This window comes from Saccharibacillus sp. WB 17 (genome assembly GCF_008634075.2).
In the GTDB taxonomy this organism is placed as follows: domain Bacteria; phylum Bacillota; class Bacilli; order Paenibacillales; family Paenibacillaceae; genus Saccharibacillus; species Saccharibacillus brassicae.
In genome coordinates, this window is record NZ_VPFK02000014.1 from 150,966 (window position 1) to 166,406 (window position 15,441).

The following is a 15,441-nucleotide window of genomic DNA, read 5'->3' on the forward strand; positions in this document are numbered from 1 at the left end:
GTCGCCGGAGAGGGCCTTTTTGTACGGTCATGCGTTCACGTATGGTCATGCGTTCACACAGGCAATTTGCGTCTGCGCATCCCTTGCGAGGGAAGCGTCGGCTTGCCGCGACCGCCGGGGAACGCCGTTACAGCTCCGAAGACACGTCTTCGCTTGCGCTGCCGTTCTCGGTTTCGCCCACCGGGCGATACGTGACGCTGTCGAGCAGCAGGCCTTTGCCTACAGGCTCTCCGTTCAGCGTAATCATGATTCTCATCGGGTTTTCGGATTCGGTATGCATCATGTTCAGTCACTCCTGTTCGCTTCGTTATGAATGTATGAGAGATTCGTTATAGTCGGCCTGAAAGATTGGTATTTTAAAAGGAACTTCGGTACACTTGTTAACGTACAACCTTTTGCGACCTTTCGAACCGCCGATCGTTCGGCTAAAAGTTCGATCCATAAGCCGCCCGCTGCGGGCGCCCTTTTATTTATACCCGTTCCTTGCGCCCGTTAAACGCTTTCTCGATTCGCCCCTCTCGGCGTTCCGCACGACCGATTGTCTTGTTATCCCACTCTCATGATCGAGGTGACTGTTCACGATGAACTACGGAATTTCCCGAATTCTTCGCAAAAGCGTCCCTGCCGCCCTGCTGCTCGGTCTGCTGCTGCTTCCTGCGGGGCGCCCGGCCCATGCCTGGGAACCTTTCGATAATTTTGTAAACGGATTGGAAATGTTCGGCCAGCTTCCGAGCGAAGTCAACGAACTGAAGCAGAGCTACGACGAGACTGTCAACAAGTTGGAAGACGCCCAGGCGGATATCCAGGCTTACCGCGACGACATGGATATGTACCGCTCCCAGGTCACCGAGCTGAGCGAGCAGAATCAACGGCTGGACGAGCAAAACAAACAGCTGCAAGATACGGTAGCGCTGCTCAATAACGCCCAGCAGGAACGCGACCGGAGCGCCCGCACGATGAAATTTATCATCTTCGCCCTGGTCGGCCTGTTCGTCGGGTATTTCCTGCTGATTCGCGTGCTGCGCCTCGGCCTGCGGGGCAGACGATGATCGGAGGACCGTCATGAACATCATCCACGAACAATCCGGCGACTCGTTCGGCGCCCAGGCGTATACGTTCGAACTCGGCGAGAGCGACGTCGCGCACGTGCTGCATCCCCAGCAGGTCATCGCGTATCGGGGCGACCCGCGAAAACGCAGCGATCGCCTGCTGGAGATCAGCCGCATGATGCGCAAGCGCAAGCTGATCCGCGCCGACTTTCAGGGCGAATGCGCGTTTACCGCCGTGCTGCCGGCCGGCTTTGGCCTGCAAACGCTCGAACTGAACGGCGGGAGCGACATGCTGTACGATTTCCGCCACCTGTTCTTCTACACGGACGGCATCGACATGAAAAGCCGGTTCCTGAAGCTCAAAAATATGCTGATTACGCAGGACGCGATCAAGATGAAGTTTTCCGGCCAGGGACAGATCGGCATTATGACCCAGGGCACCGTTTTTCAAGCCGAGCTGCACGAGAAAGAACCGCTGTTCGTCCATGCCGGCAGCATTCTCGCTTACCCCGAGAACGCCCGGCTCGACTTGTCCGTCTACGGCAACCACCTCGCCAGCCAGCATATGCATTATCATTGGAAAATGACCGGCCGCGGCCATGTCCTGCTTCAGGCCGGCGGCACCCGCAGCCAGGAACTGCGCGAACATATGGAAGACGACGGTTTGGTGAAACGCATTTTGAGAGAAGCCATTCCTTTTGGGAACGTATTTATTAAATGACTTTCAAAACCCCATTAGCGATTTGATTCAGAGCTTTGAACGCGGACGGTTCAACCGCGTTCAAAGCTTTCCAGAGAGCAATCCCAATCCATTTTGAAAGTCATCACACCCGATTTTGGCAAACTAAAGCTTCAAAGCCCCAATCCCAAAAAAAGCCGCCCTTCCCCCCGTCAACCGGGAAAAGGCGGCCTTCTTTATAATCTTCTTATAATCCTCTTATAATCGTCCATCCACGTCCGCTTACGCTTCGTCCCCTGCCGGCTCCATCGTATCCCAAGCCGCGTCGACCAGCGTATCAAACGCTTCTCCGTCGTTCTCGATAAACTCCTCGAACGCGAGAATCTCTTCTTCCGGGCCGGGCTGCTTCAGGAAATGCAGGCTGTATTCCCACATGTCCCCGCTTTTGCTGTAGATCGTCAGTTCGTAAGGCTCTTTGTGCCCGGCCACTTCCGCTTCGACCTTGCCTTTGTAGCTTTTGTCTTCCATGCGTTCCATGCGGGCATTCAGGATCTTGATGTCCATATTCCGGTCGTCCTCCTCAATCTTCTTGCTTCTCATATTCCCGCTGCGGCTACTCCAGCAGGCTGGAGATGGACTGGAGGCGCTTCGATTCGCTCTGCGCCGCCGCCACCTGCGCCGGTTCGGAGCCCGCGCCGCTGCCCTGCATCAATCCCAGACGATCGTTCATCTTCTGGTTGATCTCCGTCATGCGGCCGGTCTGCTCCGTAGCCGATTTGATAATCGTCCGGTTGGACTGTTCGTACAGATCCATCGCCGTGAACAGGTCGCCCATCGCGCGTTCGACCGCTTCCAGCTGCATGGCCGGCTTGCCGAGCAGTTCGTTCGTTTTCTGCGTCGTTTCCTTGAGCATGCGCGAGTTGTCCTCGAACATGTTCTGGAGCGTCTGATTGGCCGTATTGACCGCCTCGATCGTCTCCATCTGATCCTGCAGCGCCATGGCGATCATCGCCGACACCGTAATCAGATGCTGCGTCTTGTCGATCGTGGAGTCGACGGAATCGATCAGCTTGTCGTTGTTGTCGTTGATAATGTCCGTGCCCGCAATCGCCTGCTGGTACAGCATGATCATCTCGGTAAACGATTGGATGCGCGTCACGACTTTGCGCAGTCCGCGTTCCAGCGTCGGCTTGCGGCCCGCATTTTCCGGCTTCGCGATTTCTTCCTCGAACAGAACCTTCAGGCGGTTGCCCATCGCAATCCGCATTTGCAGATTGTACACTTCCTCGATCGACGTCCGTTTGAGATTGCGCATATACGCCATATTTTCTTCCAGCGTGTCTTTGCCATTGCGCAGCGACATGACGATGGCGTCGACGTTCGTTTTGACCGACTGGTATTTGTAGATGTAGTTTTTGAGCGGCGTTTTGCGCAGGATCTTGTCGAAAAAGCCGACCTGTTTGCTTTTGCTGAGCGAGTCGATCTCGGTCCGCAGGCGCAAAATGTTGTTGCCGACTTCCGAGCGCTTGCCGGCTACCATATCGTTGACCGGGCGCTGGAGCATTTCCAGCGACTGGCCCGCTTTTTCCATCGTGCGCTGGCCCATCCGTCCGATCTGGTCCATCAGTTCGTCGAGCTGCATATTGTCGGTGTTGGCGACTTTTTGAATGACCTGCTTCGCTTCCTGCTCGACTTTGTCCATATCGTTCTTTTTCAGTTCGACCGCAAGGTTCATAGACATGAATAGTCCTCCTTTGGCGATTTGCTCTTAATCCGAAGTCCGGTAACGCTGCTGAATGAGATCGACGCGGCTTTGCAGTTCGATCAGGTCCCGATGTTCGATCGTCTCCACGTACAGCGACAGCCGGGAATTGATATCCTTGATTCCGTCGAGCAGCAGGCGGCGATTTTTGCGTTTGGCTTCGCCGCTCAGCTTCAGGAACGGATTGATCGCGCCGTTGAGGTCTTTGAACACCAGACGCTGAATATTATGGTTGATCTTGCTATCGTTGATTTCTTTGAGCTGCGGAATAAGGCGGGAAATGCGGGCCAGCAGCGAGATCGTTTTCTCGACGATTTCGTCGTCCAGCGAGTTTTTCTGACCTTCGGAAATGAGCATCTCCTCGATCACCGAAATGTACTCGTGCACGGGGTCCCACATTTCGTCGGCTTCCGACCGGGGCGTCTGCGTCCGCGTCGCAGCCGGGGCCGCAGCGGGAACGGGAGCGACGGAAGGCGTAGGCGCCGGAACGGCGTCGTAGGCCGAACGTCTGCGCTCCTGCTCGCCGCGCGCGGCCGCTTCTTCGCGCAGCCTGCGCTGCACCGCTTCGTCGACGGCCGGAATGCCGGTCCGTCTTCCGCTCGGCGGCAGCACTTCCGGCTGCGGCCGGGACTGCGGCGATACGTCGATCGGCAGCGGCTTGGGCTTGCGCCGTTTGAAGGCGCCGATACTGAGCAGCACCGCGCCGCCGGGAATAAGCATCGAGATCGGCTCCGGCAGGAACCCCTGCGAGACGAGCGCGACCGCATAACCCGCGATAAGGGCCGTAAAGGGCAGCCCGAAACGTTTGATATAATCGATCATGCTTGAACACCTCCAGCTTGATCGCGGAGCCTGGACCGGCCGGGCCGGCGTTCGCGTCAGAGGTCGGACACAGCCGACCCGCCGCGGACGCTATCCAGCCTGACGGCCTGCTCCACGTAACTTGCCTTGATGCCGAACTCCGGCTCGGGCGGCCGGCACTCTTCGCCGAACGCCGCTTTGACGGCGAAATACGGGAAATTGACGCCCGAGAGACAGGTAATATACAAACCGCCGGACATGCGCGGATTGATTTCCAGCAGTTTGGGAACACCTTTATTGTACTTTACTTGAACGTTAAAAGCATAGGGAATGCGGCAATTTTCCGCGATGCGCCGCGACAGGGCGAGCAGTTCTTCCGAATATTCGAGCTGGTACACGCGGCCTTCGGACTTCAGCCGCGGCACGGCCGTCAGCAGGCGGCCGCTCGCGTCGGCCAGGCAATCGATACTGTATTCGTCGCCTTCGAGCATCTCCATCACCATCAGATCGTCGAAGCTCTCGACCGACGATAACGTCCGGTACGCTTCTTCGTACGTCGTCTCAAGCGTGACCCAGCCGTACAATTCTTCCAGCGGATCGCCGGCTTCTTCCTTGATGATCCGGAAGCCCATGCCGCCTTCCGCTTCGGTCGGCTTGAAGCAGACCGTCTCGCCGGCTTCCCGCAGTTCCCGGTACGCCTGCGCGAACTGTTCGGCCGTGCGGACGACCCGGTAATTCGGGATGTCCACGATGCCTTTGCCTTCGAGCGAACGGTAAAATTTCTCTTTGTTCATCATGTTCTCCAGCAGTTCCATATCGCCGCAGACCATTACGCGCGTGCCGATCTCTTCGAAGCGGCCGATATGCCGGGCAATCAGTTCCATATGCAGGCGCGGAATGAACAGGTCGATCCCGTGTCTGCGGCAAAAGTCGAGGCAAAATTCGATATAGGCTTCGCCTTCGACTTTGGGTTCGGTCTCTTTGACGTCGCAGGCGCTCAGCGAAACGTGGTCGATGCTCGGATGCGTGCCGTAAAATTCGAACCGCTCTCCGTCTTCATTGTTGCGGATCAGGTTCACGTAATGGTAAGCGACCGAGAACCAGCGGTTCAGCCATATTTTTCTCATCGTTCATCTTCCTCTTCTGCATTTTTGCACAGCGATGTCTAACGGCATTACGGGGTAGTACGCGGGACAAAGCGATCCGGTTTCGTTCAGCGCTTCTCGCCGGACGCCAATCCGGACTCCGCAGCAGGCAGCGCGAACCATTCGGCGATTTTGGCGATCAGATCTTCCGCCGCTCCCATGCCGTCCCGTTCGGTGAACGCATAGACGCCCGATTCCATATGCGCGGCATAAATTTCTCCGTGCCGCGGCACGATCGCGTAATCGGCCGCTTTCAGCAGGCTTTCGTCCAGCAGCGAATCGCCGGAAGCGGCGATCCGGGACGCACCGGACAATTTTTTGACATGCAGCAGACCGTCTCCCTTGCTTACGCCGTCCGGCACGAGATACATTTTGCGTCCCTGCACCGACAAATTCCACCGCATGCCGGCAAGTTCCGCGCGAAACTCTTCGACGGCGTCCAGCGGCATATTGTCCCGGTCCAAAATAATCGAAAAGAACAGGTTGTCGGAATGCCGGTACGACTTGACCCATTCCGGCGAAGAGATGCGTCCGAACGCTTCGATCACTTTGTCCGCATGCTCGCTGCGCGATAGCGCTTCCGCCACGTGGCGCTGCCAATCGGGGTCCGGCACGCCGTCGACCAGCACATTGCCTCCGTTGCTCGTCACGGCGTACTTCGGATTGAACGTTTCCCGAATGTAGAAAATGCGCTCGTACTGCTCGATCGTCCGCGTCGTGACAGGCACGAACAGCGTCGTTTTCGCCAGTTCGACGAGCAGCCTCGCCGTCTCCGGCGACATGAACGAGATATGCTCGCCCTGGTACAGCTCCACGGGGATGACGTCGGCGGCTTCGAAGTTCGGGCCCATCGCTTTTTTGGAATAGATCAGGGTACGGTCAAGATCGCTCGCGAAAATCATGGCGTGCCTCCGTTCATCGGTTTGATGATGCCGCAGCAGGAATAGGTCAGGCCCGGGTACACTTCCACCGGAACGCCGCGGTCTTCGGCCAGCAGCAGGATATGGCGCAGATGCGGATTGTCGAGCCGGTCGACGAGAATCTTCCACGGCACGCGGCGCAGCAGCACCCGCGTCGTCTCGCCGACACCCGGCTTGACCAGATTGACGTCGGCAATGCCGTAATCGTGCTGGATACGGGCGATGTCTTTCATGCCCTGCCAGCTGGATACGTTCGCTTCCGGCAGATTCTCAAGCTTCTCCGCTTCGAGCCGCGCTTCGGCTTGAATATCTGCGTAGTAGCTGCTCACGCGATCGACGAACACGTTGGAGACGTCGTCTTCCAGCCATTCCTTGTAATACTTCGCCCCGTGAAAATCGTCCGGGCCGATCAGGTCGCCGCGCAGTACGGTACGGCTCATCAGTCCCGAGACGGTCGAATTCAGGCAGGCGCTCGGAATAAGGAAATCTTCGCGCGTGCCGAATGTTTCCGAGCAGCGGCCCGGATCGGCCAACACGGCCAGATCGTCGTCGAGCTCGATGCCGTATTTGGCCGCCATCGTCTCGCGGGCTTCTTCCAGCACTTTGCGGATAGCGCCTTTGCCGGTCCACCCGTCCACGAACTGGATACGGCGGCCGGGATGCTGCCGCTGCATGTACAGCACGGCATTTTCGTCGATGCCTTTGCCGCGGATGATCGAGATGCTGTAATGCGGCAGTTCCGCGCCGTACACCTCGCGGAAATACCGTTTGATCAGGATACCGATCGGCGTGCCCGCGCGGGCCAGCGAAGCGAGCACGAAGTCGGTGCCGTGACGGGCTCTCAAGCGTTCCGAGACGATGCCTGCCGCAAGCGACACCTCGCGCGCCGTCTCCTCCAGCGTCTCGTGGAACAGCGCCAGATACTCCGGCGTCGGCCGGTATTCGACCGGCAGCATTTCCGAATAATGCGTGCCGCCCTGGATCGCTTCTTCGCGGTCTTCGGTCGGGCGTTCCAGGTGGACATCGCTCAGGTCTTTCAGCAAAAAGACGACGTCTTCCGGGCTGTAGCTGCCGAGCTTCTCGGGAACCGGCAGCGATTTGGAATTCACGGTATCGTTCGACATGGTCATTGTCCTCCTTGTGGGTTCGCGCTGCGAGGCCGGCTCGCGACCGCCAGATGCACGACCGGCACGCCGGTATGCGCAAGCGCCGCAAGCAGCGGCTTCAGATTCTCTTCGGGCGGCGTCCGCTCCAGGAAAACGAAAATTTCGTCGTACGCCCCTTCGGGGATATTGTAAAAGAAATTCGGCACGCCGGCATCGTCCGGCGACGTATGCGCAAAAGCGCTGCGCACGGCGTAGCCTTCTTCGTCGAGGACGTGGATCGGACTGCGCGTGCTCGACTGGTACAGCACGCCGTCGCCCAATTCCGCGGCGATGCGCATCGGCACGTACATGAATTCCCCGGTGCCCATGCAGAGCGTCCGGCTGCCTGTGCGCCGGCTCCGCAAGTAAGCGGCGGCGTCCCGCACCTGCCGCTCCAGTTCGGCGTTGTCGGCTTCGCGCATGCCGAAACGTCCGGTCCATTCCAGATACGGACAGTCCGAAGCCCGGCCGGACGTCTCTTCCGACACCGCGTCCAGGTGGCTGAAGAACGAAGAAAGTTCATGCCGGACAAGCTCCGTGCCGCCTTCCGGGCGAGGGGCCTGCGCCGGTTGGGTCAACCGTTCGACCGGTCCGCCGTCCACCTGGATCTCTCCTTCGATCAGCGAGATCGTCTCGATCGAAATGGCCAGTTCCGCTTCAAGCTCCGCAAAGCGCCGGCGGTCGGCTTCTCCGCGCCAGTCCAGCAGGCTGGCGACGACGTAACGGCGGCGCGGATGCTTGCCCTGCAAATCGCGAATGATGTTCAGCGCGGTGTTGCCGGTCGTCACTTCGTCGTCGACGAGCACGACCGTGTCTTCCCCGGCGAAAAACGACGTCTCGCGCGCATAACAGCGATGCGCCGTCGCGTGCGAATGTTCTTCTTCGAAGCTCAATACGGGCTGCTTGTCGACAAGCGCTTCGCGGGTCGTATGCAAAAAGCGCGTATCGCCCGCGAAGCAGTCGTACATCGCATGCCCGAGCGCGGTCGCCGTCTCGGCAAAAGCGATAAACAGCGCCGGTTCGCCGACCGGCAGCTTGTCGGCCTGGAGCCGGGCGTACAGCTGCCGGGCCGATTCGGCGTCGCCCTGAAGCGCTGCGCATGCTTCTTCGAGGCTGTAGGCGCCGCTCTCCGCGGCCGGCAGCGCCGACTCCCCTGCGGCCGCTTCCGCGCGGCGGCGCTGCCACAGCAGGGCAAGCGCCGCTCCGCCGAGCAGCGATTTGTGCGGATCGACCGGAATATGCTTGCCGAGAATCCGGCTGACGAACAGGAAGCTGCGCTTCTTGTTGATCCGCGCCGCCATACGGAACAGGTCGTCGGGATGCAGGCCGAGCGGATTGGACGTCAGGCGGACGTGTACGGTCAGCCCTTCGGGCATGTTGTACACGTACGTCTCCTGCGGTTCTTCCGATTCGTTCCTAGCGAACGAGTAAGGCAGTGAAGTTTTGGTTCTCATTAAGCACCCCGTAAATTTCCGAACGGATCATGATGCGCCGTGCCCAGTTGAGATGAGGCTTGATCTCGTTCATTTTATTGTCGTATCCGCTTTTGACGACGCCGATCTCGCCGCCGCTGCTGGCCAAAATATGCGAAGCGTCGACATACTCTTCGTGCGTGACCGTATAGAGCGCCTGAACGGGGCAAATATGCGTCGGATGAATGATCGTTTTGCCGACGATGCCGTTTTCTTTGTCCAGTTCCACTTCGCGAATCAGGCCGTCGACGTATTTGTTGATGTACTGCATGCGCAGCAGAAGCCCTTCGCGTCCCGCCGACTCCTGGAACGGCGTCTCGCGCAGCTGCGGCTTCAGCACCCGTTCGCTTTTGAAATATTCCCACACCGGTCCCGAGATCACGTAGCCGCCCTGCGCCCGCCCGAACAAATTGACGATGTCCGCGACGCAGTCGCGAATGACGCCGATATCGTAGATCGTCATGTCCGGCTTGCGCCGAAGACCGAACAAGCTGGAGAAGTCGGTCGCCCCGATACGTACGTTCAATATGTATTCGCGGTGACGATCGAGCAGATTTTTGATCGCAAGCAGCGTCTGCTGGCGCGTCTCCGCATAGATGATCTCGGGACTTTCCAGAATTGGCATACCGTACAGTACGGGAATGCCGGCCGGCCGCTGTTGGTTGTAACGGCTCAGCAGCTCCAAATACGCTTCGCCGCTTACGGCGTCGAATTTCGGGAACACGAGCCCGGTCAGCCGGACAGCCGCCTGGCCCAACTGCTCCAAAATGTGCCGGGCCTGCTCCGGCGTACGAATGCGGATAAAGATCAGCGGGAGCGATTCGGGATCGAGGCTTCCGCCGCGGCTCCACTCGTCCAACTGCCGAATCTGGGATACCAGCAGCGATTCCGCTTCCGCCAGCTTGAGATCGCCGACGGCGTCTTCCAGGTCGATGACGACCGAGGTCAATCCCATATGCTTGCCGGAACTCAAATCCTGCGCGATCGTCGGCCGGGTCGCCGGCATGTACAGGGCTGCCCCGATCGCATGGGCCAACAGCTCTTTGTCCGATCGGTTGCAAAAAGAGGCGGGAGCCAGGTGGAACAATTTTTCCGTTTCTTCCACCGATAAATAATCGAAATAACGCATGATCTTTCCTCCCACAATATTGAGTCCATTCCATCCGCCCTGCATGCTGCGTCAAACGGATGCGGCCTGCCCCTTGGGCAAACCTCCGGCAAATTTGAAAAAACTCCGCTTATGCGGAGCAATAAGATTGACAAAGCGGATCTGCCCGCTTCCCGAACCGGCCGNGCGATAAGCAGCGGGAAGAAAATCTCCTGCGGCAGCTCGTAATCGAACACCGCCGCCGCGATCATCTTCAAGCCGATGATCGTGATCAGGATGAACGCGGCCCGCTCCAGCTCCGGGAACTTTTCAAGCAGCTTGAGGAACAGCTGCGCGACGCCGCGCATCATCAACACGCCGATCATGCCGCCGAGCAGCAGAACCCATACTTCCTGACTGACGCCGAACGCAGCCAGTACGCTGTCGATGCTGAACGCGATATCCATCAGTTCGACGGCCAGCACGGTGCGCCAGAATCCGTAATGGTTCTCCGGCGCTTCTTCCCCGGGGTCCGCTGCCGGCTTACGGCCGATCTTAGGCAAGAGCGGGACTCCGCCGACGCGGCCCCAGCGCAGTTCGAGACCGAACAGATTGCTCATCGCGATCCACAGCAGATAGACCCCGCCGACGATTTTGACCCACGTGATCTTGACGAGAAACGTCCCGACCCCGATCGCGAAAAAGCGGAACAGATAAGCGCCGATAATGCCGTAGAACAGCGCTTTTTTGCGCTGCTGCGGCGGCAGATGCCGAACCATGACGGCCAGCACCAGCGCGTTATCGGCCGAGAGCAGTCCTTCCAAAATGACGAGCGTACCGATCACGCCCCACGTTGCCGGTTCGCTCAAAAGCGCGCCGACATGCTCCCATTGAAAATAGCCGGCAAAATTGCCGAAGAAACCCTGAAAAAAATCCGCCATGATCTTTCGCTCCTTCAAGGCGGTTCAGAGGCGGCCTGCTGCGGAGACTGCGGGCATGACGATGCGGGCAGAGACCCGGAGAGCCGATCGCGTTGCACCCGTGCGATCGGCTCTCCGGTACAGGACGGAACGAACCGTCGTACTTTTCCGAACATCTTGCTCCTGCCCAGGTCAGGCAGAAGCCGTTACTTGCTTCCGGTCTGCCAGCGAAGTCCCCAGTTGTAAGCCTGGTCGAGTTCGCGGTGGCCGGAGAAATATTCGACGAGGCGTTCGATGCTGAACGTCTGGTCGCCGACGTTTGTAATCATGGCGACGGCGCACATGCCTTTGCGGCTGCCGTGCTCGTCCATACGGACGATGATGTCGGGACCGCCGCCCTTGATCGTGACGACGCCGTCGGCCTGCGCCCAGTTCGCCGCGCCTTCATAGATGAACGCGTAGACGACGATGCGCTTGATGTCGCGCAGACGCGCGCCGTTGATGCGCATATTTTCGCCGCCGGCTTTGGTGCCGGTGCGATCGTCGCCGTCAAGCATCACGTAAGGTTCGTCGTTTAGCGAACCGAAAGCGCGTCCGAGCGCCTGAACGGTCCCTTTGTGGCCGTCCTTCAGCTCGAACAGGCAGCCGAGATCGAGATCGACGCCGGCCGTTTTGCCGAAGAAACCGGTGCTTTTGCGCTGGTTCCAGTTGAGATTGATCAGAATCTCGCCGATCGAATCGGTGCCTGCTTTTTTCTCCAGGCTGATCTTGTCGCCGCGCTTCGTCAGCTCGATCTTCTGCAGGCTCGGCGCCGCGGGCGGCGCCTGAGCGGGCGCGGAGCTTGCAGGCGGTGCGCTCTGCGGCTGGGCCGGTGCAGGCGCAGGTCTTGCGCCCGGAGCCGGCGGCAGTACGCGCGGCGAAGCCGCGTCCGGTCCGCCGACCGGAGGCGCGGGCGGTGTGCCGCCGCCCTGCTGCGAAGGGCGGCCGAGGTTGAGCGGCGACCGAGTGCCGCCCGGAGGCTGCGCCGGAGGTGCCGGTTGGGCCGGCGGCGCCGGCTTGGACGGCTGGGCCGAAGGCGCAGGAGGCGGTGCGGGCGGTGCCGGTGCGGGCGCCGGGGGCGCGGGAGCGGGCTCCGCCACGTCGATGCCGAAGCTGCCGCACAGCGCGGCGAGGCCGCCCGTATAGCCGCTGCCGACGGCGTTGAACTTCCATTCGCCGTTATGGCGATACAATTCGCCGACGACGATCGCCGTCTCGACGCCGGAAGTGCGGTCCAGCGTGAACCGGATCAATTCCGAGCCGCCGCGTTCGTCGACGATGCGCAGGTACACGCCGCCTACGCCGGCAAAGTTCTGCCGCCGCTGCTCGCCTTCGTACAGCGTAAGCGAAAAAGCGATCCGTTCGTAAGCCGCCGGAACGGAACCGAGCGAGATCGACACCTGTTCGTTGTCGGTGAGGCCCGCATAAGCGCTGCGGCTTCCGGTCTGAAGCTGCATGGCGCCGCCGGCACCGGCAGGATTGCCGTAGAAGATCAGGTCTTCGTCGGCCGTCGCTTTGGAACCCGGGCCAAGCAGAAACGCCGAGAAGTCGAGATCGACTCCCGGCGAAGCCTGCCAGCCCATTCCGACGACGATCCGGTCGAGACCGGGATTGCTTTTGGTCAGGTCGGCTTTTTGCCCCCTGATAATCGTGGTCGTCACAGGAAATTCCGCCTTTCGGTTAAGTTGCGGATCGGATTATTGCGCGTCGAGACCGTAGTTTTTGCACAGCGCGGCGAGGCCGCCCGCAAAGCCGGAACCGATCGCCTGGAATTTCCAGTCGTCGCCCTGCCGGTACAGTTCGCAGATGACGACAGCCGTCTCGATAGAAAATTCTTCGCCCAGGTCGTACCGCAGCACTTCGCGGTTGTCCTGCGCGTCGACGACGCGCACGAAAGCGTTCGAGACCTGGCCAAAGTTTTGCGCGCGGGTCTCGGCATCGTGAATCGTTACCGTAATGCCCAGGCGCGTAATATTGGACGGCACGAGCGAGAAGTCGACCAGAATCTGCTCGTCGTCCCCTTCGCCTTCGCCGGTACGGTTATCGCCCGTATGCTCGACCGCGCCGTTTGGCGTTTTGGGATTGTTGTAGAAGACGAAATCCTCGATGCCTTTGGCGCGTCCGTCTTCGTGCAGCAGGAACACCGAAGCGTCCAGATCGTAATCCGCGCCGCTGCTATATTTGTTCGTATCCCAGCCGAGGCCGATCATGACCTTTTTGAGGCCCGGATTCGTTTTGGTCAGATCAATGCGTTGTCCTTTTGAAAGGCTGATGGTCATTGAAAATTCCTCCTTTTATTGGTCGCGAGCATTCCGACAAGTTCGCGAGTACGGCCGAAGGCCGTCCATGGAGCAGACGGCCTTCGGGGTGAAGCGGGATGGTGCGACGTATGCGTGAAAAGGATTAGGATACGGCCAGACCGAAGTCGCGTACCAGACCTTCGAGTCCGTCCTGGTAACCGCTGCCCACGGCGCTGAATTTCCATTCGCCGGCGTTGCGGTACAGTTCGGCTACGACGATCGCCGTTTCCACGGAGAAATCTTCGCCCAGATCGTAGCGGATCAGTTCTTCGTTCGTTTCTTCGTTGACGATACGCACGAAGGCGTTCGACACTTGACCGAAGTTTTGCGAACGGCCCGCGCCGTCGTGGATCGTGATGCAGAACGAGACTTTTTCGACTTCGGCAGGCACGGTCGCGAGTTCAACCGTCAGCTGCTCGTCGTCGCCGTCGCCCGCGCCCGTACGGTTGTCGCCCGTGTGCACGACCGCGCCGTTGGCGTTTTTCGGGTTGTTGTAGAAGATGAAGTCCGTGTCGGCCGTGACTTTTCCGTTCGCTCCGAGCAGGAATGCCGAAGCGTCAAGGTCGAAGTCCGCGCCGCCGTCATATTTGTTCGTGTCCCAACCGAGACCGATAAGTACTTTTTTGAGACCCGGGTTTGTTTTCGTCAGATCGACTTTTTGACCTTTTTGCAAGCTGATTGCCATGAATGATTCCTTCTTTCGTATAGGAGTGGGTATAACTCGAACTCAAAATTCGGATATTCCGGTCTGGCTATTCTTGCGATTTAGCTGTAGCGGCGAGCCAGCAGGTCGATATGCGGAGCCTGAGCGCCTTCGCCGACGGCGCTGAATTTCCATTCGCCGCCGTGACGGTAGATCTCGCCGACGAGCAGCGCGGTCATGCCGGAGTAGTCGTCCGTCAGGTTGAAGCGGATCAGTTCGCGACCGCTGCCCGACTCGAATACGCGGATGAACGCGGAGCGGATCATGCCGAAATGCTGTTTGCGTGCTTCGCAATCGTAGATGTTCACGACGGCGAGCAGGCGGTGCACGTCGGCCGGAACCGCGGACAGATCGATATGGATCTGCTCGTCGTCTCCGTCGCCCGCACCGGTCAGGTTATCTCCGCCGTGTACGACGGAACCGTTCGGGCTTTGCAGGTTGTGGAAACAGACGACGTTCTTGCCCTGCGACAGTTTGCCTTGTTCGCTCAGCAGCAGTACCGATGCGTCGCAATCGATATTGGCCGCTTTCTTCTTCATCCCGAATAGGCCGCGGCTTTCGGATTCGGCCGGGTCCCAGCCGAGTCCGACCGTGATCTTGGACAGGCCGGCGTTCCCTTTCGTCAGATCGACTTTCTGACCTTTTACCAAAGAAATTGTCATTGCGGTTCATAGACCTCCAATTGGAATGGTATGGTTGCTGTCGCCTACTTGAATTATACCTGTTCGCCCGGGTACAAAACAACTTTGCGGCGATCGCGCGATCTTGCCCCGTTCAGCTCCCGGCAACGATGCCCGGCTGCACGCTTTATGTATACGCCGCGAACATGTACCCGGTTTCAACGTTTTCGAAATCAATGTGTGCACAGGCGGCGCGAACCGAACAAACCGCTCCGGTCCGTGCCGCCGAATTCCTTACAGGCCGAACTCGCCCGGGCTGAGGTTCAGCACGTTGCAGATGTCGCGCACCGCCGATTTTTCCAGTTCGTCGAAGTCGCCGTCGGCCGCGCCGATCGCGCAGCATACGCCCACGATGACCCGTCCCACTTCCGGTTTCGATTTGAACTTGGCGATCGTGCGCAGCGCTTCCTGCTTGCCGACCATCACGTCGAATTCCATATTGCCCGCAAAATGGTTGAACCGGTCGATGACTTCGCTCATGTTGAACACTTTGAGCTGGTCGTTGCGTCCGATGTAACCGGCCATCTTTTGTTTCTCCTCCGCGTCGACCTTGCCGTCTGCGACCGATACGATCGCGCAGCCCGCTACGATCGCGTCCATCAGGTCTTTATTTTTGAAGCGGCCTACCTGGTCCTGCAGCCCTGTCTTGGTCTTGTTGAGCCAACTTTGAAAAGAACTCATCTTAAGCGCCTCCAATGGGTATGAAATGGGTGAAGCTTGCTTCGAAGATCGGTCTCTA

16 protein-coding genes and 1 pseudogene are annotated in these 15,441 nt (G+C 59.1%); 2 read left to right on the top strand and 15 right to left on the bottom strand.

Annotated features, from left to right (window positions below; all coding sequences use genetic code 11):
• Positions 1 to 127 precede the first annotated feature (127 nt).
• Positions 128 to 283 carry a hypothetical protein gene (locus tag FTE24_RS22980; RefSeq protein ID WP_170315058.1) on the bottom strand — a complete coding sequence of 52 codons (156 nt, stop codon included), beginning with the start codon at positions 281 to 283 and terminating at the stop codon, positions 128 to 130.
• A 298-nt stretch (positions 284 to 581) separates the two neighbouring features.
• Here FTE24_RS22980 and FTE24_RS06645 point away from each other — a divergent pair, with 298 nt between their 5' ends.
• Entirely contained in the window at positions 582 to 1,049 is a 468-nt protein-coding gene (locus tag FTE24_RS06645; protein WP_150231758.1) for a hypothetical protein, read from the top strand.
• Positions 1,050 to 1,062: 13 nt separating this feature from the next.
• On the top strand, positions 1,063 to 1,770 hold the full coding sequence (locus tag FTE24_RS06650) for an AIM24 family protein (RefSeq protein WP_141448837.1): 708 nt from the start codon (positions 1,063 to 1,065) through the stop codon (positions 1,768 to 1,770).
• Positions 1,771 to 2,010: 240 nt separating this feature from the next.
• Here the strand turns inward: FTE24_RS06650 and FTE24_RS06655 are convergent, their stop codons facing one another.
• From FTE24_RS06655 to FTE24_RS06720, 14 genes and pseudogenes are all read right to left on the bottom strand, one after another.
• The gene (locus FTE24_RS06655; protein ID WP_150231760.1) at positions 2,011 to 2,292 is read right to left on the bottom strand and encodes a hypothetical protein; all 282 of its coding nucleotides are present in this window, start codon (positions 2,290 to 2,292) and stop codon (positions 2,011 to 2,013) included.
• A gap of 49 nt (positions 2,293 to 2,341) precedes the next feature.
• Complete coding sequence (locus FTE24_RS06660) at positions 2,342 to 3,469, bottom strand: toxic anion resistance protein (protein ID WP_150231762.1); 1,128 nt, start codon at positions 3,467 to 3,469, stop codon at positions 2,342 to 2,344.
• Positions 3,470 to 3,496: 27 nt separating this feature from the next.
• Positions 3,497 to 4,312 (bottom strand): hypothetical protein, encoded by an 816-nt coding sequence (locus FTE24_RS06665; RefSeq protein ID WP_150231763.1) that lies wholly within the window; start codon positions 4,310 to 4,312, stop codon positions 3,497 to 3,499.
• A gap of 56 nt (positions 4,313 to 4,368) precedes the next feature.
• A complete protein-coding gene (locus FTE24_RS06670; RefSeq protein ID WP_150231765.1) occupies positions 4,369 to 5,418 on the bottom strand; it encodes an ATP-grasp domain-containing protein in 1,050 nt (349 codons plus the stop codon).
• Between the two features lie 86 nt (positions 5,419 to 5,504).
• Positions 5,505 to 6,338: an HAD family hydrolase gene (locus tag FTE24_RS06675; protein ID WP_150231767.1), complete on the bottom strand. Its 834-nt coding sequence runs from the start codon at positions 6,336 to 6,338 to the stop codon at positions 5,505 to 5,507.
• Positions 6,335 to 7,480, bottom strand: a complete 1,146-nt coding sequence (locus FTE24_RS06680; RefSeq protein WP_415663173.1) for a cysteine protease StiP family protein — start codon at positions 7,478 to 7,480, stop codon at positions 6,335 to 6,337. The genes FTE24_RS06675 and FTE24_RS06680 overlap by 4 nt, the downstream gene beginning before the upstream one ends.
• A gap of 2 nt (positions 7,481 to 7,482) precedes the next feature.
• Positions 7,483 to 8,955, bottom strand: coding sequence for a phosphoribosyltransferase family protein (locus FTE24_RS06685; RefSeq protein ID WP_150231771.1), 1,473 nt, complete (start codon positions 8,953 to 8,955; stop codon positions 7,483 to 7,485).
• Entirely contained in the window at positions 8,918 to 10,102 is a 1,185-nt protein-coding gene (locus FTE24_RS06690; RefSeq protein WP_150231773.1) for an HpcH/HpaI aldolase/citrate lyase family protein, read from the bottom strand. Before FTE24_RS06690 ends, FTE24_RS06685 begins: the two co-directional genes overlap by 38 nt.
• A 167-nt stretch (positions 10,103 to 10,269) precedes the next feature.
• A pseudogene (locus tag FTE24_RS06695) lies at positions 10,270 to 11,004 on the bottom strand (TerC family protein); the annotation flags it as partial.
• Positions 11,005 to 11,186: 182 nt separating this feature from the next.
• The gene (locus FTE24_RS06700; RefSeq protein ID WP_150231777.1) at positions 11,187 to 12,680 is read right to left on the bottom strand and encodes a TerD family protein; all 1,494 of its coding nucleotides are present in this window, start codon (positions 12,678 to 12,680) and stop codon (positions 11,187 to 11,189) included.
• A gap of 36 nt (positions 12,681 to 12,716) precedes the next feature.
• Complete coding sequence (locus FTE24_RS06705) at positions 12,717 to 13,298, bottom strand: TerD family protein (protein ID WP_141448826.1); 582 nt, start codon at positions 13,296 to 13,298, stop codon at positions 12,717 to 12,719.
• A gap of 124 nt (positions 13,299 to 13,422) precedes the next feature.
• Complete coding sequence (locus FTE24_RS06710) at positions 13,423 to 14,004, bottom strand: TerD family protein (protein ID WP_141448825.1); 582 nt, start codon at positions 14,002 to 14,004, stop codon at positions 13,423 to 13,425.
• Positions 14,005 to 14,084: 80 nt separating this feature from the next.
• Positions 14,085 to 14,684, bottom strand: coding sequence for a TerD family protein (locus tag FTE24_RS06715; protein ID WP_141448824.1), 600 nt, complete (start codon positions 14,682 to 14,684; stop codon positions 14,085 to 14,087).
• A 252-nt stretch (positions 14,685 to 14,936) separates the two neighbouring features.
• Positions 14,937 to 15,383 (bottom strand): tellurite resistance TerB family protein, encoded by a 447-nt coding sequence (locus tag FTE24_RS06720; protein WP_150231779.1) that lies wholly within the window; start codon positions 15,381 to 15,383, stop codon positions 14,937 to 14,939.
• Positions 15,384 to 15,441: the final 58 nt, after the last annotated feature.